Source organism: Streptomyces sp. NPDC047042, from assembly GCF_040644035.1.
Classification (GTDB): Bacteria; Actinomycetota; Actinomycetes; order Streptomycetales; family Streptomycetaceae; genus Streptomyces.
In genome coordinates, this window is the sequence record NZ_JBEYVP010000006.1 from 150,910 (window position 1) to 174,210 (window position 23,301).

21 protein-coding genes are annotated in these 23,301 nt (G+C 72.0%); 15 read left to right on the forward strand and 6 right to left on the reverse strand.

Features of this window, described 5'->3' with window-relative positions; all coding sequences use genetic code 11:
• Positions 1–19 precede the first annotated feature (19 nt).
• Together ABZ855_RS08500 and ABZ855_RS08505 are read left to right on the forward strand one after the other, a co-directional pair.
• Positions 20–964, forward strand: coding sequence for an NADP-dependent oxidoreductase (locus ABZ855_RS08500; RefSeq protein ID WP_360803019.1), 945 nt, complete (start codon positions 20–22; stop codon positions 962–964).
• A 33-nt stretch (positions 965–997) separates the two neighbouring features.
• Positions 998–1,678 carry an SDR family NAD(P)-dependent oxidoreductase gene (locus ABZ855_RS08505; RefSeq protein WP_360803022.1) on the forward strand — a complete coding sequence of 227 codons (681 nt, stop codon included), beginning with the start codon at positions 998–1,000 and terminating at the stop codon, positions 1,676–1,678.
• 68 nt (positions 1,679–1,746) lie between these two features.
• On the opposite strand, the gene ABZ855_RS08510 is transcribed toward ABZ855_RS08505, so the two are convergent.
• Positions 1,747–2,421 (reverse strand): SDR family NAD(P)-dependent oxidoreductase, encoded by a 675-nt coding sequence (locus tag ABZ855_RS08510; protein WP_360803025.1) that lies wholly within the window; start codon positions 2,419–2,421, stop codon positions 1,747–1,749.
• Positions 2,422–3,011: 590 nt separating this feature from the next.
• Here ABZ855_RS08510 and ABZ855_RS08515 point away from each other — a divergent pair.
• The gene (locus ABZ855_RS08515) at positions 3,012–3,380 is read left to right on the forward strand and encodes a DUF805 domain-containing protein (protein WP_360803429.1); all 369 of its coding nucleotides are present in this window, start codon (positions 3,012–3,014) and stop codon (positions 3,378–3,380) included.
• A gap of 44 nt (positions 3,381–3,424) precedes the next feature.
• Here ABZ855_RS08515 and ABZ855_RS08520 read toward each other — a convergent pair whose 3' ends face one another.
• Entirely contained in the window at positions 3,425–4,231 is an 807-nt protein-coding gene (locus tag ABZ855_RS08520; RefSeq protein ID WP_360803028.1) for an IclR family transcriptional regulator, read from the reverse strand.
• Between the two features lie 237 nt (positions 4,232–4,468).
• Here ABZ855_RS08520 and allB point away from each other — a divergent pair, with 237 nt between their 5' ends.
• From allB to ABZ855_RS08540, 4 genes are all read left to right on the forward strand, one after another.
• Positions 4,469–5,809, forward strand: a complete 1,341-nt coding sequence (gene allB / locus ABZ855_RS08525) for an allantoinase AllB (protein WP_360803031.1) — start codon at positions 4,469–4,471, stop codon at positions 5,807–5,809.
• A gap of 75 nt (positions 5,810–5,884) precedes the next feature.
• Complete coding sequence (gene alc, locus ABZ855_RS08530; protein WP_360803034.1) at positions 5,885–7,000, forward strand: allantoicase; 1,116 nt, start codon at positions 5,885–5,887, stop codon at positions 6,998–7,000.
• Between the two features lie 103 nt (positions 7,001–7,103).
• On the forward strand, positions 7,104–7,730 hold the full coding sequence (locus ABZ855_RS08535) for a dihydrofolate reductase family protein (RefSeq protein WP_360803432.1): 627 nt from the start codon (positions 7,104–7,106) through the stop codon (positions 7,728–7,730).
• 34 nt (positions 7,731–7,764) lie between these two features.
• The gene (locus ABZ855_RS08540; RefSeq protein ID WP_360803037.1) at positions 7,765–9,126 is read left to right on the forward strand and encodes an MFS transporter; all 1,362 of its coding nucleotides are present in this window, start codon (positions 7,765–7,767) and stop codon (positions 9,124–9,126) included.
• Between the two features lie 25 nt (positions 9,127–9,151).
• Here ABZ855_RS08540 and ABZ855_RS08545 read toward each other — a convergent pair whose 3' ends face one another.
• Positions 9,152–10,012, reverse strand: coding sequence for a fumarylacetoacetate hydrolase family protein (locus ABZ855_RS08545; RefSeq protein ID WP_360803040.1), 861 nt, complete (start codon positions 10,010–10,012; stop codon positions 9,152–9,154).
• A 138-nt stretch (positions 10,013–10,150) separates the two neighbouring features.
• On the opposite strand from ABZ855_RS08545, the gene ABZ855_RS08550 reads away from it, so the two are divergent.
• Entirely contained in the window at positions 10,151–10,837 is a 687-nt protein-coding gene (locus ABZ855_RS08550) for an SDR family NAD(P)-dependent oxidoreductase (protein ID WP_360803043.1), read from the forward strand.
• Between the two features lie 8 nt (positions 10,838–10,845).
• Here ABZ855_RS08550 and ABZ855_RS08555 read toward each other — a convergent pair whose 3' ends face one another.
• Positions 10,846–11,043: a hypothetical protein gene (locus tag ABZ855_RS08555; RefSeq protein WP_360803046.1), complete on the reverse strand. Its 198-nt coding sequence runs from the start codon at positions 11,041–11,043 to the stop codon at positions 10,846–10,848.
• A 177-nt stretch (positions 11,044–11,220) separates the two neighbouring features.
• Between ABZ855_RS08555 and ABZ855_RS08560 the strand changes: the two genes are divergently transcribed.
• Positions 11,221–12,540, forward strand: coding sequence for a histidine kinase (locus ABZ855_RS08560; RefSeq protein WP_360803049.1), 1,320 nt, complete (start codon positions 11,221–11,223; stop codon positions 12,538–12,540).
• Between the two features lie 8 nt (positions 12,541–12,548).
• Here the strand turns inward: ABZ855_RS08560 and ABZ855_RS08565 are convergent, their stop codons facing one another.
• Entirely contained in the window at positions 12,549–13,583 is a 1,035-nt protein-coding gene (locus ABZ855_RS08565; RefSeq protein WP_360803052.1) for an aldo/keto reductase, read from the reverse strand.
• 110 nt (positions 13,584–13,693) lie between these two features.
• Here ABZ855_RS08565 and ABZ855_RS08570 point away from each other — a divergent pair, with 110 nt between their 5' ends.
• Positions 13,694–14,374, forward strand: coding sequence for a response regulator transcription factor (locus ABZ855_RS08570; RefSeq protein ID WP_360803055.1), 681 nt, complete (start codon positions 13,694–13,696; stop codon positions 14,372–14,374).
• Between the two features lie 49 nt (positions 14,375–14,423).
• On the opposite strand, the gene ABZ855_RS08575 is transcribed toward ABZ855_RS08570, so the two are convergent.
• Positions 14,424–15,437, reverse strand: coding sequence for a Gfo/Idh/MocA family oxidoreductase (locus tag ABZ855_RS08575; RefSeq protein WP_360803058.1), 1,014 nt, complete (start codon positions 15,435–15,437; stop codon positions 14,424–14,426).
• A gap of 130 nt (positions 15,438–15,567) precedes the next feature.
• On the opposite strand from ABZ855_RS08575, the gene ABZ855_RS08580 reads away from it, so the two are divergent.
• The 5 genes from ABZ855_RS08580 (at position 15,568) to ABZ855_RS08600 (ending at position 23,300) form a co-directional block, all read left to right on the forward strand.
• Positions 15,568–16,305 (forward strand): GntR family transcriptional regulator, encoded by a 738-nt coding sequence (locus tag ABZ855_RS08580; RefSeq protein WP_360803435.1) that lies wholly within the window; start codon positions 15,568–15,570, stop codon positions 16,303–16,305.
• A 129-nt stretch (positions 16,306–16,434) separates the two neighbouring features.
• Positions 16,435–17,625, forward strand: coding sequence for an ROK family glucokinase (locus ABZ855_RS08585; protein ID WP_360803061.1), 1,191 nt, complete (start codon positions 16,435–16,437; stop codon positions 17,623–17,625).
• Complete coding sequence (locus ABZ855_RS08590) at positions 17,622–18,224, forward strand: sugar kinase (RefSeq protein ID WP_360803064.1); 603 nt, start codon at positions 17,622–17,624, stop codon at positions 18,222–18,224. The genes ABZ855_RS08585 and ABZ855_RS08590 overlap by 4 nt, the downstream gene beginning before the upstream one ends.
• Before the next feature lie 115 nt (positions 18,225–18,339).
• The gene (locus ABZ855_RS08595; protein WP_360803067.1) at positions 18,340–21,192 is read left to right on the forward strand and encodes a DEAD/DEAH box helicase; all 2,853 of its coding nucleotides are present in this window, start codon (positions 18,340–18,342) and stop codon (positions 21,190–21,192) included.
• Positions 21,192–23,300, forward strand: a complete 2,109-nt coding sequence (locus ABZ855_RS08600; protein ID WP_360803070.1) for an SWIM zinc finger family protein — start codon at positions 21,192–21,194, stop codon at positions 23,298–23,300. The genes ABZ855_RS08595 and ABZ855_RS08600 overlap by 1 nt, the downstream gene beginning before the upstream one ends.
• Position 23,301: the final 1 nt, after the last annotated feature.

The following is a 23,301-nucleotide window of genomic DNA, read 5'->3' on the forward strand; positions in this document are numbered from 1 at the left end:
CTTATGGAGAGGTGCTGTCGTGCGCGCTGTGACTGTGGACTCGGTTCCGGGGGCCCCGGCCGTGACCGAGCTGGACATTCCCCGCCCGGAGGCCGGCGAGCTGCTGGTGAAGGTGGGCGCCGCCTCGCTGAACGGCATCGACATCGCCACCGCCGCCGGCTATCTGCAGGGGATGATGGAGCACCGGTTCCCGCTGGTGTTCGGCGGGGACTTCGCGGGCACCGTCGAAGCCCTCGGCGAGGGCGTGGACGGCTTCGCGGTGGGTGACGCGGTCTTCGGTGCCGTGATGAAGCCGTTCCTGGGTGCGGGATCGCTGGCCGAATACGTCGTCGTACCCGCCGGACACGGTGTCGCCCCGCTCCCGGCGGGCCTGGCCGTGATGGACGCGGGCGCGCTCGGCGTGGCCGGGGCGACCGCGGTGGACAGTCTGGACGCGGTGGCCCTGGCCGAGGGCGAGACGGTGCTGATATCCGGAGCGGGCGGCGGGGTGGGATCGCTGGCCGTCCAGCTCGCGGCCGCTCGCGGCGCCAAGGTGATCGCCACCGCCCGCCCCGGTGCGCAGACCGACTTCCTCACCGGTCTGACCGACTCCGGCACCCGGATCCACGTGGTCGACTTCACCGGCGACCTGGAGAGTCAGGTCCGCGCGATCGCCCCGGACGGCGTGGACACGGCGCTGCAACTGGCGGGCGACATCGCCCAACTCTCCGGCCTGCTGCGCGCGGGCGGACGGATCGCCTCGACCCTCGGCGTGACCCAGGAGGCCGTCAAGGACCTGGACGTCACCGTCCACACGATCATGGCCGACCCGAACGCGTCGACCCTGACCGCCCTGGCCGAACAGGCGGTCTCCGGCGACCTGCGCGTACCCGTCACCGCGACGTACCCGCTGGACCGGGCGACGGAGGCCTTCGCCGCCTTCAGCTCCGGCGCCCCGGGCAAGATCGCCGTCGCCTGCTCCTGAGGTCCGCACACCCACTGACGAGGAGAGTTCAGCATGCCCACCATCGCCATCATCGGTGCCGGCCCCGGCATGGGGCTGGCCATCGCCCGCACCTTCGGCAGCCGGGGCTTCGATGTCGCCCTGATCGCCCGAACCAAGGAGAAACTGCAGACCCTGGTCGGCCAACTCGGCCAAGAGGGCATCACCGCCGAGGCCTTCCCCGCCGACGTCCTCGACCGGCCCTCCCTGACCGCTGCCCTGGACGCCGTGAAGGCGCGCTTCGGCGGCATCGACGTACTGGAGTACTCACCGGCTCCGCACTCACCGGTGCCCGGTCACGTCCTGGCCACCCCCTCCGAGGCCACGGTGGACAATCTGCAGCCGCAGATCGAGTACCTCCTCTACGGCGCCGTCACGGCCACCCGGTCGGTCCTGCCCGCGATGCGGGAGGCCGGCGCCGGAACCCTGCTGTTCACCTCCGGCGGCGGCTCCGTCGACCCCTTGCCGATGCTCGGCAACGTCAACGCGGCCGGTGCGGCGCTGCGCAACTGGGTCGTCAACCTGAACAAGGAGCTGGCCGGCAGCGGTGTGCACGCCGCCCATGTGGCGATCGGCGTCTGGATCGGCGGGGGCGGCCCCGAAGGTTTCCCGACGGCATCGGCAGAGGAGATCGCCCCGCTGTACTGGGACCTCCACGACACGCGCGACCGCTCCGAAGCCGTCTTCAGCGCCTGACCGAACGGACCTGCGTCGCGCCCCGCGAGGGCGCGACCGCTCCCTCCCCTCCCCGTGACGGTGCGTGATCAGAGGCTGAAGACGAGTTCCGCCTCGTCGCGCCTGGTGGTGTGCAGCTCCCAGTAGACGGGGGAGATCTCCTCGGGCTGGGCCGTCGGGAAACCGGGGACGGCCGGCGTGCCGATCGACACGTCGATGCCGACGTGGGCCGCCTGGACGCCGGTGCCGTCCAGTTCCTTGTGGAGGTTGAGCACCCAGTTGCGCAGCGCGGCGGCGGCCGCGTTGACGTTGCCGACCTGCGGGACGGGGTCGATGGAGCCGGCGCCGGTGGTGTAGAGCAGCGTGCCCGTACCGGCTTCCCGCATCGCCGGCAACACCGCCCTGGTCGCGGCGATGGCGCCGTACAGCTGGAACTCCATCTCGTGCTGGACGTGGGCCGGCTCGGCCTCGGTGGGGGTGACCATCGTCGTGGTCAGGCCCGCGACCGGGGAGTACTCCAGGACGTCGATCCCGCCGAACTCCGCGGCGGCGTCCTTGAGCGCCTGGGTGAGTGCGTCCCGGTCGAGTACGTCGGCGGGGAACGCGGCCGCGGTGATGCCCTCGGCGCTGAGCGTGCCGACGAGAGCATCGAGGTTCTCGGGGTTGCGGGAGACGAGGGCGACGTCGAAGCCCTGGGAACCGAAGGTGCGGGCGATGGCCAGGCCCAGCTGGGGGCCGGCTCCGATGATGGCGATGCTGGTCACAGCGATCCTTTCGCGGAACATGGTCGAAGAAGGGGGTATCCGGATAGGCCTATCCGGATCTCCGGTTCCACCGTACCACCGAAAACGGATAGGGTGTACCGCTTGTCGGGCCGTCGGCGCCGGCTGCCATGGGCCGCAGCGGATCCGCAGCCGCAGCCCCTCCCGCACGGGCAGCGCGCCCACGCCCCTCGGCGCCGTGGTCCACCCGGTCCGCTCGGGCAGCGGGGGGCGATCGCCGAGCGTCGGGGGCAGCAGGGGCAGCAGCACGGGGTGACGTTCCAGGAGCTGCTCGTCGCTCAGGCCCCGCCTGCGGCCTTCCGTCAGTTCCGCGAGCGCTTCGCCGGCCGCGGTGGCGCCACTGCCCGCGCCGGACTGGGGCACGGCAGCCTCCTGATTCTCGGTGATGCAGATAAGTGGCCCGGGCGTTCCATTTATTTCTCGCCCCAGGTGTGATGTGCGTCACTCCGTCGGAGGTGGGGGCTGTGAGCAGTAGTCGGATAGGCCTATCCGCTTCGAGTGCTACTCTGCCATGAACCGGAATGGCCTATCCGAATCAAGTAGTGCTTGCGAAAGGACCCGCCGTGACCAGCATGTCGTTCACCGACGCGGTACGTACCTGCCTCATTGCCAAGTACGCCTCGTTCTCCGGTCGCGCACGGCGCGCGGAGTACTGGTGGTTCTCGGTGCTCTACGTGATCGCCACCGCGGTGATCGCCGGGGCCGGCCTCGCGATCGAGGTCCCCCTGCTGAACCTTCTCCTGCTGCCGTTCATCGTGCCCATGCTGACCGTCTCGGTCCGCCGGTTGCACGACACCGGCAAGTCCGGCCGGCGGATGTTCATCGCCCTGATCCCGGTCGTCGGCCCGATCGTCTATCTCGTGGGCATGACGCTCGACGGCACCCCGGGCACCAACCGGTACGGCCCCTCTCCCAAGGCCGTCGCGCAGCCCGTCGCCTGAGCCGATACTGATAGGCCCGGCCTGTCCGGGGCATCGAGCGGAGCTCAGTGGGCGGGGTTGCCCGAGCTGGCCAGGGCCTCGGAGAGGTCGAGGGCGACCTGCTTCAGTATCGGCACGATCCTCTCCGTCGCCTCCTCGGTGACCCGGCCCGCCGGGCCCGAGATCGAGATCGCGGCGGCGGTGGGGGAGCCGGGGACGGAGACCGCGAGGCAACGGACGCCGATCTCCTGCTCGTTGTCGTCGACCGCGTAACCGAGGCGGCGTACGTCCTCCAGGGCGGTCAGGAAGCCGTCCGGGGTCGTGAGGGTCTTCTCCGTCGCGGCCGGCATGCCCGTACGGGCGAGCAGGGAGCGCACCTCGTCCGGCGGGAAGCCGGCGAGGAGGGCCTTGCCGACGCCGGTGGAGTGCGGCAGGACGCGCCGGCCCACCTCCGTGAACATGCGCATCGAGTGCTTGGACGGAACCTGCGCCACGTACACGATCTCGTCGCCGTCCAGAAGCGCCATGTTGGCCGTCTCGCCGGTCTCCTCGACCAGCCTGGCCAGATAGGGGCGGGCCCAGGTGCCGAGCAGCCGGGACGCGGATTCGCCGAGGCGGATCAGGCGCGGGCCGAGCGCGTACCGGCGGTTGGGCTGCTGGCGTACGTAACCGCAGGACACGAGCGTGCGCATGAGCCGGTGGATGGTGGGCAGCGGCAGCCCGCTGCTCACGGACAGTTCGCTGAGGCCGACTTCACCGCCCGCGTCGGCCATGCGCTCCAGCAGATCGAAGGCACGCTCCAGGGACTGGACACCACCGCCGGCGGCGGCGGGCTTGGTTGCGTCGGTGGAGCTGGCGCTGGGCGTCGGCACGGCGCGTTCCTTTCACGGCTGACAGGCGAATGTGCAGCCTACCGGGCGGTTGCTTGACGGCCTGCTTGTATGTAGCTACGTTCTGATTTTTGGAATTCTCCTTCCGTTTTGTGGAAACCTCCAGGTTGTCGCACTCTTGACGGTATGGCGCACGCGGTGAAGACTCCTTCAACAGAACGTTGAATTCCGTTACGTGGAAGTTAACGGCGGGATTCACGGTGACAGAGAGGGGTCGGGGTGTCCGACATCGAACTGGTGCTGCGCTCGACGCGCGTCATCACACCCGAGGGGACGCGTGCGGCCACCGTCGCGGTCACCGACGGCCGGATCGCGGCCGTACTCCCGTACGAGGCCGACGTGCCGCCCGGCGCCCGGCTGGAGGACTTCGGCGACGACGTCCTGCTGCCCGGTCTGGTCGACACCCATGTGCACGTCAACGACCCCGGGCGTACGGAATGGGAGGGCTTCTGGACCGCCACGCGCGCCGCGGCGGCCGGGGGCATCACCACCCTCGTCGACATGCCCCTCAACTCCCTCCCGCCGACGACCACGGTCGACCACCTCCGTACGAAGCGGGAAGTGGCTGCCTCCAAGGCACACATCGACGTCGGTTTCTGGGGCGGCGCCCTGCCCGACAACGTCAAGGACCTGCGCCCCCTGCACGACGCTGGCGTCTTCGGTTTCAAGGCCTTCCTGTCGCCGTCCGGCGTGGACGAGTTCCCGCACCTCGACCAGGAGCAGCTCGGCCGGTCGATGGGCGAGATCGCCGGCTTCGACGGCCTGCTCATCGTGCACGCCGAGGACCCCCACCACCTCGGCACGGCCCCGCAGCAGGGCGGCCCCGAGTACGCGCACTTCCTCGCCTCGCGTCCGCGCGGCGCGGAGGACCGGGCGATCGCGAACCTGATCGAACAGGCGAAACGCCTCCACGCGCGCGTGCACGTCCTGCACCTGTCGTCGAGCGACGCGCTGCCGCTGATCGCCGAGGCGAAGGCGGAGGGCGTACGGATCACCGTGGAGACGTGCCCGCACTATCTGACCCTCACCGCCGAGGAGGTCCCGGACGGCGCGAGCGAGTTCAAGTGCTGCCCGCCCATCCGCGAGGCCGCCAACCAGGACCTCCTGTGGCAGGCGCTGGCCGACGGCACGATCGACTGCGTGGTCACCGACCACTCGCCGTCCACCGCCGACCTGAAGACCGCCGACTTCGCCACCGCGTGGGGAGGCATCTCGGGGCTGCAGCTGAGCCTCGCCGCGGTGTGGACCGAGGCACGGCGCAGGGGTCACTCCCTGGAGGACGTCGTGCGCTGGATGTCCACCCGTACGGCGGCCCTGGTGGGCCTCGACGCGCGCAAGGGCGCCATCGAGGCGGGCCGGGACGCCGACTTCGCCGTCCTCGCGCCGGACGAGACGTTCACCGTCGACCCGGCCGCCCTCCAGCACCGCAACCGGGTGACCGCATACGCGGGCAGGACTCTCAGCGGTGTCGTCAGGTCGACCTGGCTGCGCGGCGAACGCATCGTGTCCGAGGGCGAGTTCACCGACCCGAAGGGACAACTCCTCACCCGGAACCCCTGACCCGATCCCCCTCCCACGGCTCCCACGGCACCCGCACCGGCCGAGGCCGAAGTCCGAAAGGCAGAACTGATCACCGTGACCGCGATTCCGAGCTTCACCGGCGACGCGAAACCCTACGGAGGCGGCGACCCGTACGCGGACCACCGCACCGCGGACTTCCCCTTCACCCAGTACGCCAACCTCGCCGACCGCCGCCTCGGCGCCGGGGTGATCGCCGCCAACGACGAGTTCTTCGCCGACCGCGAGAACATGCTGGTGCCCGAGCCCGCCGAGTTCGTGCCCGAGCACTTCGGGCACAAGGGCAAGATCATGGACGGCTGGGAGACCCGGCGCCGGCGCGGAGCGTCCGCCGAGCACCCGTGGCCGACGGAGGAGGACCACGACTGGGCGCTGGTCCGGCTCGGCGCGCCGGGCGTCGTACGCGGCATCGTCGTCGACACCGCCCACTTCCGCGGCAACTACCCGCAGGCCGTGTCGGTGGAGGGCGTGTCGGTGCCCGGCTCCCCGTCCCCCGAGGAACTCCTGGCGGACGACGTGAAGTGGACGACGCTCGTACCGCGCACCAAGGTGGGCGGGCACGCGGCCAACGGCTTCGAGGTGTCGCTCGAACAGCGCTTCACACACCTGAGGATCAACCAGCACCCGGACGGCGGGATCGCGCGCCTGCGGGTGTACGGCGAGGTCGCCCCGGACCCCGACTGGCTGGCGGTGCTCGGCACCTTCGACGTGGTCGCCCTGGAGAACGGCGGCCGGGCCGAGGACGCGTCCAACCTCTTCTACTCACCGGCGTCGAACACCATCCAGCCGGGGCGCTCCCGCAAGATGGACGACGGCTGGGAGACGCGCCGCCGCCGCGACCGGGGCAACGACTGGATCCGCTACCGGCTGGTGGCCCGCTCGGAGATCAGGGCCCTGGAGATCGACACGGCGTATCTGAAGGGCAACAGCGCGGGCTGGGCCTCGGTCTCGCTGCGCGACGGCGAGGACGGCGACTGGACGGAGATCCTGCCGCGCACCCGCCTCCAGCCCGACACCAACCACCGCTTCGTCCTGCCGGCCCCGGCGACGGGCACGCACGCGCGCGTGGACATCTATCCGGACGGCGGAATCTCCCGGCTGCGCCTGTTCGGCTCCCTGACCCAGGAGGGGGCGGACGAACTGCGGGCCCGCCACCAGGAACTCGGAGGCTGAACCGCCGTACCCGGCGGTCCTTGTCCCTCCCGCTGATGAGTTGCGGGCGCCGGAGGGGTCTGAGCTGATGAACCAGACCCCTCCCAGAGAGCAGGCACCCGCCATGGGCACCCTCACCCTCACGTCCTTCGTCACCCTCGACGGCGTCTACCAGGCCCCCGGAGGCCCCAAGGAGGACCCGCGAGACGGCTTCGAGCACGGCGGCTGGAGCGTCCCGTACGGGGACGAGGACTTCGGCCGGTTCATGGTCGAGGTGTTCGAACGCGTGGACGCGTTCCTCCTGGGCCGCCGCACGTACAACATCTTCGCCTCGTACTGGCCCAAGGTCACCGACCCCGCGGACCCGATCGCGTCCCGGCTGAACGCCCTGCCGAAGTACGTCGCCTCCGCCGGCCTCAAGGACCCCGAGTGGGCCAACACGACCGTGCTGAGCGGCGATCTCGGCAAGGAGGTGGCCGCCCTCAAGGAACGCACCGACCGCGAGGTCCAGGTGCACGGCAGCGGCGCCCTCGCGCAGTCCCTCCTCGCGCTCGACCTCGTCGACAAGGTCCACCTGCTGACCTTCCCGGTCGTCCTCGGTTCCGGCCGCCGCCTCTTCGCGGAGGGCGCCGTCCCGACCGCCTTCCGGCGCACCGGGGGCCGTACGACGGAGGCGGGCGTCTCCATCCAGACGTACGAGTTCGCGGGCCGCCCGGAGTACGGCACGTACGAACTTCCGGACAACGCCTGAGCGGTGGCCTCCTGGTCCCTCCGCCGTTGCTGAAATGGCATGTACATTTATCCAGCCGGGCGGGGTGTCGAGGCCCGGCCGCGAGCCGCCCCCAAGCCTCGCCGGACGGAGAAGTGCACTCATGGACCAGGACGTGCGTCGGCGGCGGCAGGCGCTGTTCCTGCTCTTCCTGCTGGCGGGGATCGCGATGTCCTCCTGGGTGACGCGCACGCCCGCGATCCGGGACCGGCTGGACCTTTCCACCGCGCACATGGGGCTGGTGCTGTTCGGGCTGTCGTTCGGTTCGATGGCGGGGATCTCCTGCTCGGGACGGCTGGTGTCCAGGTTCGGGACGCGGCCCGTCATCGTCTGGGGAACATGGCTGCTCATCGCGGGGATGGCCGCGATCTGCTGGGGGAGCGCCCTGGCGTCGGTGCCGGCGGTGACCGCCGGCCTGTGCGCCTTCGGCGCCGGGATGGGCGTCGGCGACGTGGCGATCAACGTCGACGGCACGGACGTCGAGCGGGTCGGCGGCAGGACCACCCTGCCCGCGCTGCACGGCTGCTTCAGCCTGGGCACGGTACTGGGCGCCGGGGCGGGCATGGCGGCGACGGCGGCGGGCGTACCGGTGTACTGGCACCTCGCCGCGGTCGTCCTGCTCACCACCGCCCTCCTCCTCCACGCGGTGCGGGCCGTCCCGGCGGGCACGGGCCGTGCCGCGCCCGTCGAGGCGCACGAAGCGGGCGCCGGCAAGCGGCGCCCGGCGGTCTGGAAGGACGGGCGGCTGCTGCTCATCGGCGGGATCGTGCTGGCGATGGCGCTGGCCGAGGGAGCGGCCAACGACTGGCTGCCGCTGCTGATGGTCGACGGCCACGGCATGGACGCGACGGCGGGGTCCCTGGTGTACGCCGGTTTCGCCGCCGCGATGACGCTGGGCCGCTTCTGTGGCGCGTTCTTCATCGACCGCCTCGGCCGCACCGTCGTCGTACGCGCCAGTGCCGTCTCGGGTGCGGTCGGCCTCCTCGCCGTCATCGTCTCCGACAACGCTGTCCTGGCCGGAACCGCCGTACTGCTGTGGGGACTTGGCGCCTCGCTCGGATTCCCTCTCGCGCTCTCGGCCGCCGGGGAGTCCGGCCCGGACCAGACGGCACGCGTCAGTCTGGTCGCCGTCATCGGCTACGTCGCCTTTCTCGTCGGACCACCCGGACTCGGCTTTCTCGGCGGCCAGGTCGGCCTGCGTCCCGCCATGTTCGTCGTCCTGGCCTGTGTCGTGTGCGCCGCCTTCCTGGCCCCGGCGGTGGAGACCCGGGCCCGTACCGAGGGCCCGGCCGCGAGGTCGGTCACCGATGCCGACGCACCCGTCACCGCTGACGAGGACCGGGCGGCTCCCGCACCTCGTACGTCCCGGGGCCAGTGAGGACGAAAGCGCGCACGGCTCCGGCTCAGCGAGGTCCAAGGACGCGCTGGCGCTGAGTGCCGAGACCGTCGATCGCCAGCTCCATGACATCGCCCGGCTGCAGCCAGACGGGCGGAGTGAAGCCCATGCCGACACCGGGCGGGGTGCCGGTGTTGATGAGGTCACCGGGCTCCAGAACCAGGAACTGGCTCAGGTAGTGCACGATGAAGTACGGATCGAAGATCATCGTCTTGGTGTTGCCGGTCTGGCGGCGCACGCCGTTGACGTCGAGCCGCATGCCGAGCGCGAGGACGTCGTCGATCTCGTCGGTGGTCGCGAGCCACGGCCCCGCGGGGTTGAAGGTCTCGGCGGACTTGCCCTTGGCCCACTGCCCGCCGCGCTCCAGCTGGAAAGCGCGCTCGCTGACGTCGTTGACGACGACGTACCCGGCGATGGCGTCGCGCGCCTCCGCCACCGAGTCCAGGTAGCTGGTGCGCCTGCCGATGACGATGCCGAGCTCCACCTCCCAGTCCGGCTTGGTGGATCCGCGCGGGATGCGCACGTCGTCGTACGGGCCGATCAGGGTGTTCGGCGACTTGGTGAACAGGATCGGCTCGTCCGGCACCGGCATGCCGGATTCCGCCGCGTGGTCCCGGTAGTTGAGGCCGATGCACAGGATCTGGTGCGGGCGGGCGATGGGCGCGCCGACGCGCTCTCCGGCGAAACGGGACACCTGCCCGGCCGCCGCGCGCTCGGCCACGACGGGCCGTACGCGGTCGAGGCCGCCCGACCCGAAGAACGCCTCGTCGAAGTCGGTGACGACGTCGGAGAGGTCGACGTACGTGTCCTCGTCGAGGCGGGCGATCGGCTTCTCGGCGCCGACGGCTCCGATGCGCATCAGATACATGGGTCAATCTCCAGGCGGTGAAGGGGAGTTCAGCAGGGCCTTCTGGTGGCCGAGGGGTTTCGGACCGTCCAACCTCTGCGTATCGTCCAAGACATTCCAAAGATTAGACCAGCGTATCGATTGTTGGAATGAGATGACATGGCGACCAAACCTGCCAGGACCGCGCTCGTCACCGGAGGAGCCAGCGGCCTGGGCGCCGCCGCGGCCGTACGGCTGCGCGGTGACGGCATCGAGGTGACCACGCTCGACCTGGCCGGCGCGGACATCGCGGCGGACGTGACGGACGCGGCGCAGCTGAGCCGGCTGGCCGGCGAACTCGGGCCCGTGGACATCCTGGTGAACTCGGCCGGCATCGTCGGACCGAACGCGCCGCTGCTCGACACCACGCCCGAGCAGTGGCGGCGCGTCCTCGACGTCAATGTCCTGGGGACCGTCAACACCATGCGGGCCTTCGTGCCCGGAATGCGCGAGAGCGGCTGGGGCCGGGTCGTCAACTTCGCCAGCATGGCGGGCAAGGACGGCAACCCCAACCTGTCGGTCTACTCCGCGTCCAAGGCGGCCGTGATCGCCCTGACGAAATCCGCGGGCAAGGAACTCGCCACCAGCGGTGTGCTCGTCAACGTCATCACGCCCGCCGTCATCGCGACCCCCATGAACGGCTCCACCGCCCCCGAGGTGCTGGACCACATCACCGGGCTCATCCCGATGAAGCGCATCGGGCGCCCGGAGGAGGTGGCCGAACTCGTGGCCTTCCTCGCGTCGGACCGCGTCAGCTTCTCCACGGGCGCGGTCTACGACATCAGCGGCGGAAGGGCCACCTACTGACGCCCTCATCAACCACGGCGGCTCTCGGCGGCGGCGAACAGCGCGAACGACAGCACGAGCAGGGTCACGCTCGCGTAGACCTCGTAGCCGTCAAGAAAACCGATCTTGTGTACGAGGCCCCAGTGCAGGTCGGTGAACTCCTGCAGCAGGCCCGCGACGCCCTGCACCAGAGCGACGAACCCGACGATCTCCAGTAGCTGCTTCATACCGGGATCCTCGCCCGGCGCGCCCTCCGCTTCCATCGGCCGCAGGGCGATTCCCGCTCTCCCGAAGTCGCCGGTCCGCGCCGAATCCGCGCCGAAAGTCTGCGGTGGGCCGACTTTGGTCGACGATCACGAAGCGGGGCGGGCGGCGCGGCCCGTCCCTGCGTAGATTTGTCGACCGTGAGTGGTGACAGGCCGACATCCGTTTCCGAGGCCCCGACGGCATTCCCGGGGCGGCGATGGCTCTTCCCGTCGGCCCTGCTGGAAGAACTCGGTCCGCGACCCGGAAGCGACTCCGGCGCGGACCCCGGCTCCGGCCCCGCGCGGAGATGGCTGGGCCGCTTCGGCACGGCCGCGCGGCCCCGGCGTACCGCGCGGGACTGGGTCGTCGACTTCACCTGCTTCCTGCTGGCCGTCCTCGTCGGTGTGCTGGGCGCGCACGCCCTGGCCGACGACCCGAACACCCCTCATACCGTCGCCCTCGTCGACCAGTGGTTCGGCGCCCTCGCCTGCGCCGCCGTATGGCTGCGGCGCCGCTGGCCGCTCGGCCTCGCCGTCGCGATGGTCGCCGTCAGCCTCGTCTCGAGCACCGCGGGCGGTGCCGGCCTGGTCGCCCTCTTCTCCCTCGCCGTGCACCGGCCCTTCCGGTACGCCGGCCTTGTCGGCGCGGCCTCCGCCGTGGTGGTCCCGTTCTACTACTGGGCGCGGCCCGACCCGGACCTGCCGTACGTCGTCTCGGTGATCCTCAGCATCCTGCTGACCGCGACCGCGGTCGGCTGGGGCATGTTCGTGCGGGCCAAGCGGCAGCTCACCCTGAGTCTGCGGGACCGGCTGCGGCGGACCGAGACGGAGGCCGCGCTGCGGGCCGAGCAGGCGCAACGGCTCGCCCGCGAGGCCATCGCGCGCGAGATGCACGACGTACTCGCCCACCGGCTCACCCTGCTGAGCGTCCACGCGGGCGCCCTGGAGTTCCGGCCCGACGCGCCCCGCGAGGAGGTCGCGCGGGCCGCCGGAGTCATCCGGGAGAGCGCCCACGAGGCCCTCCAGGACCTGCGGGAGATCATCGGCGTCCTGCGGGCAGGCGACGCGGAGGAGGCCGGGCGCCCGCAGCCGACGCTCGCCGCTCTCGACCCGCTCGTGACCGAGTCCCGCGCGGCCGGTATGAAGATCGTGCTGGACAGCCGGGTGACGGCACCGGCCGCCGTCCCCGCCTCCGTCGGCCGCACCGCCTACCGGATCGTCCAGGAGGCCCTCACCAACGCCCGCAAGCACGCCCCCGGCGCCGAGGTCACCGTCCGCCTCACGGGCGCCCCGGGCGACGGCCTGACCGTCTCCGTGCGCAATCCCGCACCTCCGGGGGAGGTCCCGCCCGTCCCCGGCTCAGGGCAGGGTCTCATCGGCCTGACCGAACGCGCGGCCCTCGCGGGCGGCCGACTCGAACACGGCGAGGGAGCGGACGGAGGGTTCGCGGTACGCGCGTGGCTGCCGTGGGGCCCCTGAAGCCGACCTCAACCCGTCGCCGTACGCGGTATCACCCGCAGTCCCGCCTCCCCGTACACCCAGGCCGAGGTCTCCTCGATGTACTCGGTCGGAAAGCCGGGCCGGAACCCGGTGGTCTCGTCCAGCTTCGCCACCAGGCCCGCGGGCAGCGCCAGTTCGGCCGCGCCGAGGTTCTCGGTGAGCTGCTCGACCCGGCGCGCTCCGACGATCGGGTGCACGGCGGGGGAGTGCGCCATGGTCCACGCGATGGCCACCTGCGCCGGGGAGGCGCCCAGCTCGTCCGCCACCGTCTGCACCGCCCGCGCCACCGTGTGCTCGCGCTCCCCGATCGCGTCCACGGACAGCCGCACCGACTCGTCGGGGGCGATGCCACGCGCGCGCGTGTACTTGCCGGACAGAATGCCGTTGTGCAGCGGACTCCAGGCCGCCACCGACATCCCGAACATCTCCGCCATGGGCAGCAGTTCACGCTCGATGTCCCGGTTCAGCAGGCTGTACGGCACCTGCAGCGCCGCGAACTGCGACCAACCCCGCCACTCCGCCAGGGTGTTGGCCCGGGACACCACCCAGGCCGGCGCGTCCGCGATACCGACGTACAGCACCTTCCCCGAGCGCACGGCGTCGTCCAGGGCACGCATGGTCTCCTCGACGGGCGTGGCGCGGTCCCAGATGTGCACCCAGTACACGTCGACGTAGTCGGTGCCGAGCCGGCGCAGGCTCGTCTCCAGGGACAGCGCCAGGTTCTTGCGGTGGTTGCCCGCGCCGTTGGGATCGGAGCCGTCACGCGAGATCGTGTACTTCGTGGACAGTACGAGACGGTCGCGCCGCCCTCTGAGAAGTTCGCCCAGGATCGTCTCGCTCGCACCACCGCGGTAGTTGATCGCGGTGTCGACGACGTTGCCGCCGGCGTCCTCGTACGCGTCCAGGATGCGCGCGCACTCCTCCTTGGGCGCTCCCACCCCGCCCTGCTCACCGAAGGTCATGGCTCCCAGGAAGAGCTCGGAGACACGCAGGCCGGTTCGGCCCAGCAGCCGGTAACGCACGAAAGGCCCCTCACTACACGGGAGTTCAGGTCGGCAATCTAGCCGTGCGGCACACGGAAACGTCCGGGCGCCGCACAACCGTGATGCCGCCGCCGTGATTACGTAGGGCCATGACCGTGATCAGACTGCTCCTCGTCGACGACGACCCCCTGGTACGGGCAGGCCTGTCCTTCATGATGGGCGGCGCCGAGGACATCGAGATCGTCGGAGAGGCCGCCGACGGCGGCGAGGTCGAGGAACTCGTCCGCCGCACCGGCCCGGACGTCGTGCTCATGGACATCCGGATGCCGACGGTGGACGGCCTCGCCGCCACCGAACGGCTCCGGGCTCTCGAGGGCGCCCCGCAGGTCGTGGTCCTGACCACCTTCCACGCCGACGACCAGGTACTGCGCGCCCTGCGCGCGGGCGCCGCCGGTTTCGTCCTCAAGGACACCCCGCCCGCCGAGATCCTGGCCGCCGTACGCCGGGTCGCGGCGGGGGACCCCGTGCTCTCGCCCGCGGTGACCCGCCAGTTGATGGCCCACGCGGTGGCGGGCACGGCCGACACCCGGCGGGCCGGCGCCCGGGAACGGATCGGCGCGCTGAACGAACGCGAACGCGAGGTCGCGGTCGCCGTGGGCCGGGGCCGGTCGAACGCCGAGATCGCCGCGGCCCTCTACATGAGCGTGCCGACCGTCAAGACGCACGTCTCCCGCATCCTCGCCAAACTCGACCTCAACAACCGGGTACAGATCGCCCTGCTGACGTACGACGCAGGCCTCCTGGACGAGGACGGTCGGGACGGCCCCTGAAGCGCGGCGGACGGCCGCCCGGCGCGGTCGCGGCCGCCCTCCCCGCTGCTCACTCCCAGCCGCCCGGAATCTCCGCGAGATGTACGGGTCTGCGCTCCCGTCTGGACAGTTCGCAGGCCTCGGCGACGCGCAGGGCCTGCAGTGCCTCGCGGCCGTCGCACGGGTTGGCGCGTTCGCCGCGCACCACCTCGACGAAGGCCGACAGTTCCGCCTCGTAGGCGGGCCCGAAGCGCTCCAGGAAGCCCGTCCACGGCTTGCTCGCGGCCGGCGGTCCGGCCGGTTCGGTCGACGCGATCGGCGTACGGTCGTCCAGGCCGACACCGACCTGGTCCAGCTCGCCGGCCAGCTCCATGCGGACGTCGTACCCGGCGCCGTTCATACGCGTCGCCGTCGCCGTGGCGAGCGTGCCGTCGTCCAGGGTGAGTACCGCGGCGGCCGTACCGATGTCGCCCGCCTCGCGGAACATCGGGGGCCCGGCGTCCGACCCCGTCGCGTACACCTCGACGATCTCGTGCCCTGTCACCCAGCGCAGGATGTCGAAGTCCTGGATCAGGGTGTCCCGGTACAGACCGCCGGACAGCGGCAGATAGTCGGGCGGGGGCGGCGTCTGGTCCGAGGTCATCATGCGGACGGTGTGCAGCCGGCCGAGCTTCCCGGAGCGCACGGCCTCGCGGGCCCCGGTGTAACCGCTGTCGAAACGGCGCTGGAAGCCCATCTGGAGGATCGTCCCGGCCGCCTCCACCTCCGCGATCGCGGCCAGGGTGGCGGGCAGACCGAGCGCTATGGGCCTCTCGCAGAACACCGGGAGACCCGAGCGTGCTGCCCGACCGATCAGTTCGGCGTGTGCGGAGGTCGCCGCCGTGATCACCACGGCGTCCACGCCCCAGGTGAAGATCTCGTCGACACCCGGTGCGGCCGTGGCTCCTAAACGGTGCGCGAGATCCTGCGCTCGCCCGCTGTCCGCGTCCGTGACGATGAGGGAGCCCCCGACCTCACGATGGCGGCTGAGGGTGTTCGCGTGGAATGTGCCGATTCGGCCCGTCCCGATGACTCCGATGCGCATGAGAACCAAACTGGGGTCCGACCAGGCACGCTGTCAATGCGTATGTCCGGACAATCGAACTACACGACTTCCCGTCAACAAGCACCACAGCTACGCTCGGCCCGTGCCGAAACCAGATGTGGACCCGACAGTGCCGCTGGAACTCCGTGTGGACCGGAGCAGTCCGGTGCCGCTCTACTTCCAGCTGTCCCAGCAGCTCGAAGCCGCGATCGAGCACGGAGCACTCACTCCCGGCAGCCTGCTGGGCAACGAGATAGAGCTGGCCGGACGGCTCGGCCTGTCCCGTCCCACCGTCCGCCAGGCCATCCAGTCCCTGGTGGACAAGGGCCTGCTCGTACGCCGCCGGGGTGTCGGCACGCAGGTCGTGCACAGCCAGGTCAAACGCCCCCTGGAACTGAGCAGCCTGTACGACGACCTGGAGGCGGCGGGCCAGCGCCCCGCGACCAGGGTCCTCGTCAACACCGTCGTCCAGGCCTCCGCCGAGGTCGCCGCCGCGCTCAACGTGGCCGAGGACAGCGACGTGCACCGCGTCGAACGGCTGCGGATGGCGCACGGCGAGCCGATGGCGTACCTCTGCAACTACCTGCCGCCGGGCCTGTTCGACCTGAACACCGCCCAACTGGAGGCCACCGGCCTGTACCGCCTGATGCGCACCGCGGGCATCACCCTGCACAGCGCCCGCCAGTCGATCGGCGCCCGAGGCGCGACGCCCGAGGAGGCGGAACGCCTCGCCGAACACGAGGGCGCCCCCCTCCTCACCATGCAACGCACCACCTTCGACGACACAGGCAGAGCAGTGGAATTCGGCACCCACACCTACCGCCCCACCCGCTACTCCTTCGAATTCCAGCTCTTGGTACGCCCCTAGGGCGCAGCCCTTAGGGGCGCGGGGAACTGCGCGAGCAACCACAACCCACCCGCACCCGGCGAACAACGCACACCCCCCATTGCTCCCCCGCAACGCACCCCCCTCGCCGGTGAGGCACAATCACTCCCGATGAGCAGCTACCGCGACCTCGCACTCCCCAGGGCACTGGCCGGCTCCGCCAGAGAGGCCGGCGCCCCCATCGGCTCCCGCAGAGCCCCCGCCCTGCGCACTGTCGGCACGCGTGAGCGCCGTTCCCACCTCACGGCCCCCCGCGTGCCCACCGTCGGCATCGACATCGGCGGCACGAAGGTGATGGCCGGAGTCGTCGACGCCGACGGCAACATCCTGGAGAAGCTCCGCACCGAGACCCCGGACAAGTCAAAGAGCCCCAAGGTCGTCGAGGACACCATCACCGAGCTGGTCCTCGACCTCTCCGACCGGCACGACGTGCACGCCGTCGGCATCGGCGCGGCCGGCTGGGTCGACGCCGAACGCAGTCGCGTCCTGTTCGCCCCCCACCTGTCCTGGCGCAACGAGCCCCTGCGCGACCGCCTCGCGGGCCGGCTCGCCGTCCCCGTCCTGGTCGACAACGACGCCAACACCGCCGCCTGGGCGGAGTGGCGCTTCGGCGCCGGACGCGGCGAGGACCACCTGGTCATGATCACGCTCGGCACCGGTATCGGCGGCGCGATCCTCGAGGACGGCCAGGTCAAGCGCGGCAAGTTCGGCGTCGCCGGCGAGTTCGGCCATATGCAGGTGGTGCCGAGCGGCCACCGCTGCCCGTGCGGCAACCGAGGCTGCTGGGAGCAGTACAGCTCCGGCAACGCGCTGGTCAGAGAGGCACGCGAACTCGCGGCCGCCGACTCCCCGGTGGCGTACGGGATCATCGAGCACGTCAAGGGCAATATCGCCGACATCACCGGCCCGATGATCACCGAGCTGGCCCGCGAGGGCGACGCCATGTGCATCGAGCTGCTCCAGGACATCGGCCAGTGGCTCGGCGTCGGCATCGCCAACCTGGCCGCCGCCCTCGACCCCTCCTGCTTCGTCATCGGCGGCGGTGTCTCCGCCGCCGACGACCTGCTCATCGGCCCCGCCCGGGACGCCTTCCGCCGGCACCTCACCGGCCGCGGCTACCGGCCGGAGGCCCGCATCGCGCGCGCCCAGCTCGGTCCGGAGGCCGGCATGGTGGGCGCCGCCGACCTCGCCCGCCTGGTCGCCCGCCGCTTCCGGCGCGCCAACCGGCGCCGCGTCGAGCGGTACGAGCGCTTCGAGAAGTTCGTCGAGACCACCCGCCGCGCCACCCAGGGGCCGCAGTGACCGCCTCCCTGCCCCGCCAGGCCATGACCCCGGACGAGCCGCCCGGGCCGCCCGAGGACCGCGGCCACATGATCCGCCGCCGCGCCCTGACCCTGCTGATCATCGTGCTGCTCATCGGTGTCCCGGCCGGCTATCTGGTGATCTCCGCCAACCAGAGCCGGGACAGCGGCCTGGACAAGGAACGGAAGTGGGCGGCGCGCGGCCTCACCAAGGCATGGCCGTCCAAGGTGCAGCGCCACATCTACGAGGTGCCCGTCCCGCGCGTGGCCGACGGCCCGGGAATCCTGTCGACGAAGGTCGCGTACTACGAGACGAACAACTGGCGCACCAGCCGCCTGTACGTCCAGTTCATGACCACGAACGCGGGGCTCGACTACTTCTTCCAGGCCATGGGCGTCCCCCGGACCAGCCTGAAGAAGAACACGTTCCCCATCAGTGCCCGCGACCAGAAGATCGTCGGCTGGGAGTTCAAGGAACCGGGCTCGTGGTGGGGTCTGGCCCACCCGCAGAAGAACCCGGCACCCACGCAGCACATCGTCGTGAAGTGGGCGCGCGCCAACCACTACATGGTGTACGTCGTCTCGCGAACCACCCCCTGACCGGCCGTGTTGACGGGTTTCGACCTGTTTCCAGGACCGATTGTCAGACCCCGCCCGTACAGTCGAAGACGTCCGACTCGACGGACACGACACGAGGGCGGGAGGTGACGTACGGATGAGCGACGAGACGTCGGCGACGGCGACGGCGACGGCGGACGTGTCCGTGCGCCTCGCGGCCGTCTTCCTCCCCGCCCCCCTCCCGCGCGAGGGCCGCATCGCCTTCTGGGACCCGGCCGGGGACACCGGTCTCCCCGACGGGGGCAACGGTTCCACGGACCTGCGTACGGAACTCACGGTCGTACGACAGCACGGCACCGGCGTCCGCCGCCGCACCACCCCCGCGCTGACGCTGCCCGTCGACGCGGCGCTGCCGCTGCTCGTGCGGGCCCGCCGCGACCCCGCCGCCCACCCCGCCACGGCCTGCTGGGGCGCCGCCGCACTGCACGCCCTCCGCCTCACCGCCCGCGGCCGTCTGCTCCCCGGGCTGACCCCCGCAGGCCACGACGCCTGGCGCGCGGGCCCGCTGGACCCCGACGACATCGCCCACCTCAGGGCCATCGCCGCGGCCCTGCCCCACGAGGGCCACGCGGTGCCTCTGCCCGGTTCCGGCCCCCTGCTGCTGCCCGAACCGGAGGCACTGCTGCGCGCCTTCCTGGACGCCGTCGCGGACACCCTGCCGCGCACTCCGGCGGCGCCCTACGCGTCGGGGCTGCCCTTCGCCGCGCGCCCGGCCCAGCGGCTGCCGGACGCCCAGGACTGGGCTGCGGAGGTCGCCGCGGGCATGGACGCGGGCGTGCGGATCTCGCTCCGCCTCGACCTGTCGGCGTACGAGCTGTTCGACGACCCCGACCGGGTGCGCACCGCCGGTGCGGCGGTCGTCCAGGTGCACAGCCTCGCCGACCCCACCCTCGTGACCGACGCGGCGACCCTGTGGGCGGGCACCGCGGACGCGGCCTTCGGGGCACGCGCACGCGTGGACGCCGCCCTGGCGGTACGCCGCGCGGCCCGCGTCTGGCCCCCGCTCGACCGCCTCACCGAGCAGGACGCGCCCGACGTCCTGGCCCTGACCGAGGAGGAGCTGTACGACCTGCTCGGGGTGGTCGCGACCAGGCTCGCCGCGGCCGGAGTCGCCGTGCACTGGCCACGGGACCTCGCCCAGGACCTCACCGCCCAGGCCGTCGTCCGTCCGGCGCCCGGCTCGGCGAAGGACGGCACCGGGTTCTTCGAGAGCGAGGAACTCCTCCAGTTCCGCTGGCAGTTGGCGCTCGGCGGTGACCCTCTCACCGAGGCCGAGATGGACGTACTGGCGGAGGCCCACCGTCCCGTCGTACGCCTCAAGGACCAGTGGGTGCTCGTCGACCCCGCCCTCGTGCGCAAGGCCCGTAAGCGTGAACTGGGCCTGCTGGACCCGGTCGACGCGCTCTCCGCGGCACTCACCGGCCGCGTGGAGGTCGACGGGGAGAGCGTCGAGGCGGTCCCCGTCGGCGCGCTGGCCGCCCTGCGCGACCGGCTGACGGCGGGCGTCACCCCCGTGGAGCCGCCCCCGGAGCTGCGGGCCCGGCTGCGGGACTACCAACTCAGGGGACTGGCCTGGCTCGACCTCATGACCTCGCTCGGCCTCGGCGGCTGCCTTGCCGACGACATGGGGCTCGGCAAGACGATCACCGTCATCGCCCTGCATCTGCGGCGGGCCCGCGACGAACCGACCCTGGTGGTCTGCCCGGCCTCCCTGATGGGCAACTGGCAGCGCGAGATCACGAGGTTCGCCCCCGGTGTCCCCGTCCGCCGCTACCACGGCCCCGACCGCACCCTCGAGGACATGCTGCCGGGCGGCTTCGTTCTCACGACGTACGGCACCATGCGGTCGGCGGCACCCCGGCTGGCCGAGCAGCGGTGGGGGATGGTCGTCGCGGACGAGGCGCAGCACGTCAAGAACCCGTACTCGGCGACGGCGAAAGCCCTTCGTACGATCCCCACCCCCGCGCGCGTGGCGCTCACCGGCACACCCGTGGAGAACAACCTCTCCGAACTGTGGGCCCTGCTCGACTGGACGACGCCCGGCCTCCTGGGCCCCCTGAAGTCGTTCCGCGCCCGGCACGCGCGCGCGGTGGAGACCGGTGAGGACGAGGAGGCGGTGGCCCGACTCGCCCGGCTGGTCCGCCCGTTCCTGCTGCGCCGCAAGAAGTCCGACCCCGGCATCGTGCCGGAACTGCCGCCGAAGACGGAGACGGACCACCCGGTCCCCCTGACCCGCGAACAGGCCGCGCTGTACGAGGCGGTGGTGCGCGAGTCGCTGCTCGCCATCGAGACGGCGGACGGCATGGCCCGCCGAGGCCTGGTGCTGAAGCTGCTGACCTCCCTCAAGCAGATCTGCGACCACCCCGCCCTGTATCTGAAGGAGGACGCCCCGGGACCGGCCGCGGGCGACCGGCTGGCCGCCCGTTCCGGCAAACTCGCCCTGCTGGACGAGCTGTTGGACACCCTGCTCGCCGAGGACGGCTCGGCCCTGGTGTTCACCCAGTACGTGGGGATGGCCCGCCTGATCACGGCCCACCTCGCGGCCCGCGCCGTCCCGGTGGAACTGCTCCACGGCGGCACTCCGGTCCTGGAACGGGAACGCATGGTGGACCGCTTCCAGAGCGGGGCGACCCCGATCCTGGTCCTCTCCCTCAAGGCCGCCGGCACCGGCCTGAACCTCACGCGCGCGGGCCATGTCATCCACTTCGACCGCTGGTGGAACCCGGCGGTCGAGGAACAGGCCACGGACCGCGCCTACCGCATCGGCCAGACCCAGCCGGTGCAGGTGCACCGCCTGATCACCGAGGGCACGGTCGAGGACCGCATCGCGGAGATGCTGGAGTCCAAGCGGGCCCTGGCCGACGCGATCCTGGCGTCGGGCGAGTCGTCCTTCACGGAACTGACGGACCGGGCGCTGTCCGACCTGGTCTCGCTGCGGGGGACGGTGTGATGACGTCGGAGGAGCGCCAGGAAGGCCGGGAAGGTGGCGACGCGGTGGGGGAGGAGTCGACGGCGGGCGGGCACCCTCTGCCGGACGGACCCGAGCAGGACCGGCCCGCCGATGCCGCGCGCAGGGCGTTGCGCGCCGCCCGCGAGCGCGCGGGCCAGGAGGCGACCGGGACGAGGAGCACGGCCGAGACCCCCGGGCGCGAGGCCCGGCCGGGAGACGCGGCCCGTGCGGCCCTGCGGCGCGCGACACCGCCGACCGTGAGCCGGGCCGACGAGGCGCGGACGGCGGACGACACCGCTCCGGCGGACGACACCGCTCGCCCCGCCGGTGCCGCCCCGGCGGGGCGTCCCGGCACCGGCGATCGCAAGGGCGGGCGTCCCGGGGACGTCGCCCGAGAGGCGCTGCGCGCCGCGCGCGGAGAGGCCCTACGGGCCCGCCTCGACGCGGAAAGGGCGGCAGCCGAGGCCGCCGCCCGGCGTCCCGCCCCGCCCACGCGGAGTCCTGGCGACCTGCCGCACGACGTACGGGAACTGCTCGCCGGTACCTTCCAGCCGCCGACCGACAAGTCCCCGGCGGCAGAACCCAGGGCGCCGAAGACTCCGGACGACGAGCCGCACATGGACACGTCGTCGCCGATGACCGTCGGCGAGGTCCTGCGTGCCGTCGCGCCACCGGCTGTGCGGCACGCCATCGCGGGTGCCGAGGCGACGGAGACATCCTCGGGCGCGTCGCCGCACGTCCCGGACGCGCCGAGGGCCTTGGGCACCCGGCACGTTCCCGGCGCCCCCGGAACGCCGACAACAACCCCGGGCACCCCAGCCACCCCCAACCCCCAAACCACCTCCTCCATGGCTGCCCCCGGCCGCGACGGTGAGCTGCGTCGTACCTTCCCTGCCCTGCCCGCCTCGGGGAGCCGCGAAGGATTCGCGGAGAGCTGGTGGGGGAACGCCTGGGTGGCCGCCCTGGAGGAGGGGGCGCTGGACGCCGCCCGGCTGGTGCGAGGGCGCGGATACGCCGCGAAGGGGCATGTCGACGCCATCACCGTGACGCCCGGACTCGTGCTCGCCTACGTGCAGGGCACCCGGCCGCGCCCGTACCGCGTCCAGGTGCGGCTGCGCACCCTCGGCGACCAGGAGTGGGAACGGTTCCTGGACGCCGCCGTGGCACGGCCCGGACACATCGCCGCGCTGCTCGACAAGGAGATGCCCCAGTCCCTCGCCGAGTGCGGGGTTCCACTGCTGCCCGCCCCGGGCGACCTCGACCCCCGATGCAGCTGCCCCGACTCCGGCCACCCCTGCAAGCACGCCGCCGCCCTCTGCTACCAGACCGCCCGCCTTCTCGACGCCGACCCCTTCGTCCTGCTCCTGCTGCGAGGCCGGGGCGAACGGCAGGTGCTGGACGAGTTGTCCCGGCGCAACGCCGCGCACGCCGCCCGTGCCGCTCAGGAGCAGCGACCGGCGTCCTTCCCCGGGGTACGTGCCTCCGAGGCGCTCACCCCGCGCCCCCTGCCGCCGCTCCCCGCCCCGCTGCCACCCCGCCCGCACCCGGAGCCGCCCCCCGCCTACCCCGCGTCCCCGGGCGGCCCCGACCCCTTCGCGCTGGACCAGTTGGCGACGGACGCCGCCGCCCGCGCCCACACCCTGCTCACGGCCGGCCACGACCCGGTCGGCGAGCTGACCCTGTGGCAGGACGCCGTACGGCTCGCCGCGGCCCGCCCCGGTTCCGGCCTCACCGCCGGCACCCGCGCCCTGTACTCCTCGCTCGCCCGAGCAGCCGGCCGTACCCCGGCCGAACTGGCGCGCGCGGTGGCCGCCTGGCGGCAGGGCGGGCTCGACGGCCTCGCGGTCCTCGAAGAGGCCTGGGATCCACCGGCCGGACGGTTCGACCGTGCCCGCCCCCTCCTCCGAGCCGCCGACCTCCCCGCCTTCAGGCCCTGGCGCAACCACCTCACCCACCCACGCGGCCACATACAGCTGCGCCTGGGCCGCGACGGCTACTGGTACGCGTACGAGTCCGAACCGGGCCACGACGACTGGTGGCCGCGCGGCACCCCCGACCTGGACCCGGTCGGCGCCCTCACGGGCCTCGGCAACCCGACGGAGGACTGAG

Bases quoted from the DNA above. Each gene is read 5' to 3' on its own strand.
- ABZ855_RS08555 (WP_360803046.1), bottom strand. From the start codon at position 11,043: ATGAAGCAGCTACTGGAGATCGTCGGGTTCGTCGCTCTGGTGCAGGGC.
- ABZ855_RS08505 (WP_360803022.1), top strand. From the start codon at position 998: ATGCCCACCATCGCCATCATCGGTGCCGGCCCCGGCATGGGGCTGGCC.
- ABZ855_RS08535 (WP_360803432.1), top strand. From the start codon at position 7,104: ATGGGCACCCTCACCCTCACGTCCTTCGTCACCCTCGACGGCGTCTAC.
- ABZ855_RS08545 (WP_360803040.1), bottom strand. From the start codon at position 10,012: ATGTATCTGATGCGCATCGGAGCCGTCGGCGCCGAGAAGCCGATCGCC.
- ABZ855_RS08575 (WP_360803058.1), bottom strand. From the start codon at position 15,437: ATGCGCATCGGAGTCATCGGGACGGGCCGAATCGGCACATTCCACGCG.
- ABZ855_RS08600 (WP_360803070.1), top strand. From the start codon at position 21,192: ATGACGTCGGAGGAGCGCCAGGAAGGCCGGGAAGGTGGCGACGCGGTG.
- ABZ855_RS08550 (WP_360803043.1), top strand. From the start codon at position 10,151: ATGGCGACCAAACCTGCCAGGACCGCGCTCGTCACCGGAGGAGCCAGC.
- ABZ855_RS08540 (WP_360803037.1), top strand. From the start codon at position 7,765: ATGGCATGTACATTTATCCAGCCGGGCGGGGTGTCGAGGCCCGGCCGC.
- ABZ855_RS08570 (WP_360803055.1), top strand. From the start codon at position 13,694: ATGACCGTGATCAGACTGCTCCTCGTCGACGACGACCCCCTGGTACGG.
- ABZ855_RS08595 (WP_360803067.1), top strand. From the start codon at position 18,340: ATGAGCGACGAGACGTCGGCGACGGCGACGGCGACGGCGGACGTGTCC.
- ABZ855_RS08515 (WP_360803429.1), top strand. From the start codon at position 3,012: ATGTCGTTCACCGACGCGGTACGTACCTGCCTCATTGCCAAGTACGCC.
- ABZ855_RS08585 (WP_360803061.1), top strand. From the start codon at position 16,435: ATGAGCAGCTACCGCGACCTCGCACTCCCCAGGGCACTGGCCGGCTCC.